Source organism: Roseateles sp., assembly GCF_044373315.1.
Classification (GTDB): Bacteria; Pseudomonadota; Gammaproteobacteria; order Burkholderiales; family Burkholderiaceae_C; genus JACDQM01.
In genome coordinates this window covers 1-2765 of record NZ_JBILQK010000209.1, presented here as the reverse complement: position 1 = coordinate 2765, position 2765 = coordinate 1, and the positions used below count along the sequence as shown (strand labels likewise).

The window sequence follows — 2765 nt, the reverse complement described above, 5'->3', positions numbered from 1 at the left end:
TCGACCAAGGAAGAGTCGCAAGCCGAGTCCTTCCGCAAGATGCTGCTGGCGATGGCACGCGATGTTCGCGTCATCCTGATCAAGCTGGCGGACCGTCTGCACAACATGCGAACGATGCAGGCCATGGCGGCCGACAAGCGTCGCCGCATCGCACGCGAGACCCTGGACATCTACGCCCCCATTGCGCATCGGCTGGGTCTCAATCAGATCTATCGCGAACTGCAGGAACTCTCGTTCCAGTTCATCAACCCCTGGCGGCATGCGGCGCTGGCCAAGGCCGTCTCCAAGGCCAGAGGCAACCGTCGAGACCTGGTGGCCCGCGTTGAGCGCGATGTGGTGAAGGCATTTTCCGAAGCCGGTATCAAGGTCGAGATCCAGGGCCGCGAGAAGACGCTGTTCTCGATTTACAAGAAGATGAAGGACAAGCACCTGAGCTTTGCGCAGGTCAGTGACATCTTCGGATTCCGCATCGTCGTTGACGAACTGTCGACCTGCTACCTGTCGCTCGGCGTGCTGCATCAGCTCTACAAGCCCCAGCCCGGCCGTTTCAAGGACTACATCGCCATTCCCAAGCCGAACGGCTACCAGTCGCTGCACACCACCCTGGTCAGCCCGCTCGGGACTCCGATCGAGTTCCAGCTGCGCACCGAGGTGATGCACATGGTGGCGGAAAAAGGCGTGGCGGCGCATTGGATGTACAAGTCCCCTGGGGACGCCAAGAAGACCCAGCAACTCGGTGCGCACTGGCTGCAATCGCTGATCGACATCCAGGACGAGACGCGCGACGCCAACGAGTTCCTGGAGCACGTCAAGATCGACCTGTTCCCGGATGCCGTCTACGTGTTCACGCCGAAGTCCAAGATCATGGCCTTGCCCAAGGGGGCAACGCCTGTCGACTTCGCCTACGCGATCCACTCGGACGTCGGCGACCACTGCGTGGCCGCGCAGATCAACGGGGAACCGGTACCGCTGCGCACCGAGTTGCGCAGTGGCGATGTGATCGAGATCGTCACCGCCGCCGGTGCCCGGCCCAACCCGGCCTGGCTGAGCTTTGTGCGAACCGGACGGGCACGCTCGAAGATCCGCCACTTCCTGAAAAACCTGGAGCTGGAAGAGTCACGCGACCTGGGTGAGAAGATGCTGTCACAGGCCTTGCGCGCCGAGGGACTGCCGCTGCCGAGCCTGGACGACGACGACATGCCGGCGGCGCAGCTCTGGCAGCAACTGGCGCGTTGGGCCGGCAACCGCCATGTGGACGAGTTGTTGATCGAGGTCGGACTGGGCCGCAAGATCGCCACTATCGTTGCCAAGAAGCTGGCACGCATGCTGACCGAGCAAGGGCAGCGCCCTGATGCCGTGATGCTCAGTATGGGGCGTTTCGCGAGCGACGATGAGCCTGCTCAGGGTAGCGTGACATTGGACGGCAGCGAGGGTGCATCAGTACGCCTGGCCACCTGCTGCCGCCCGATCCCCGGAGACGAAGTGCGGGGCTACCTGGGGCGTGGCGAAGGTCTGATCGTCCATACCTCCGAGTGCGCGGTCGGCCGGCGCCTGATGCAGCGCGACAGCGAGCACTGGATCGCTGTCAGCTGGTCCGAAGAGCTGTCGCGCGCCTTTGAAGCCAGCGTCGGCATCCTGCTAACGAATGGCAAGGGCGTGCTGGCCCAGGTGGCGTCTGCAGTGAGCAGCGCCGAAGCCGACATCACACACATTGCGATGAGCGATGAATCCGAACGCCGGGAAACAGTCGAGATGAGCCTGCTGCTGGCCGTGCGTGACAGGTTGCACTTGGCGGACGTGCTTCGCACCCTCAAGCGCAGCCCCGCCGTGCTGAGGGCGTGGCGCGTGAAGCCGCAGGGCCAGCCGGCGAACTAGTTTGGCGACTTAACCGAAACCGGCGCCGGGTATCGCACCTCCAGCACCTCAAGCCGCTCGGCACCTCCTGGCGTCATCAACGGCACTTCGTCGCCCTCGCGCGCCTTCAGCAGTGCGCGCGCGATCGGAGAAACCCAGCTGACTTCGCCCAGCAGGCTGTCGCTCTCGTCGATGCCCTTGATCGTGATCGTGCGCTCCTCACCTTTGGAGTTGGCATAGGTCACCGTTGCACCGAAGAAGATCTGATCGCGGCCGTAGTGAAGGCTGGGGTCGGCGACCTCAGCAATGTCCAGACGCTTGGTCAGGAATCGCAGCCTGCGATCGATTTCCCTCAGGCGCTTCTTGCCATAGAGATAGTCGCCATTCTCCGAACGGTCACCGTTCTTGGCGGCCCATGACACGGTCTCGACGATCTTCGGCCGTTCGACATCCAGCAACTCCATGAACTCCGCGCGCAAACGCGCATAGCCCTGCGGCGTCATGTAATTGCGCGTGCCTTGCGGCAGCGCTGGCAACGCGAACTCCTCGTCGTCGTCCGCGTCACTCTCCTTGGTGAATGCCTTGCTCATGCGTGTATTGTCTCGCTGTCCAACGGCGTGAGTCCCGGGCCTGGGTCTTCGTGAGTCATGCCGCTCTCACCACAATGATATGGAGACGATCAGAATGAGTCAGGCAACAGGGCCCTTGAGCGGCCTGCGCGTCATCGAGATGGCCGGGATCGGGCCTGGGCCGTTTTGCGGCATGCTGCTGGCCGACATGGGCGCTGACGTCATCGTCATCGAAAGGCCCGCCGCGCTGCGCACGCTGGGCGCGGGCGAAGCCATGAATCGGGGCAAGCGTTCAATCTGCCTCGACCTCAAGAACCCCTTGGGGCTGCGCGCTGTGCAAGC

Annotated in this window: 3 protein-coding genes; 2 read left to right on the top strand and 1 reads right to left on the bottom strand. The window is 63.2% G+C overall.

Features of this window, described 5'->3' with window-relative positions:
• Positions 1-1875, top strand: a 1875-nt coding sequence (locus ACIQ67_RS20500) for a RelA/SpoT family protein (protein ID WP_397536222.1), incomplete at its 5' end; no start/stop codon positions are given.
• Here ACIQ67_RS20500 and greB read toward each other — a convergent pair.
• Entirely contained in the window at positions 1872-2444 is a 573-nt protein-coding gene (gene greB / locus ACIQ67_RS20495; RefSeq protein WP_397536221.1) for a transcription elongation factor GreB, read from the bottom strand. The two genes, ACIQ67_RS20500 and greB, sit on opposite strands and share 4 nt — an antisense overlap.
• Before the next feature lie 94 nt (positions 2445-2538).
• Between greB and ACIQ67_RS20490 the strand changes: the two genes are divergently transcribed.
• On the top strand, positions 2539-2765 hold a 227-nt coding region (locus ACIQ67_RS20490), incomplete at its 3' end, for a CoA transferase (RefSeq protein ID WP_397536220.1).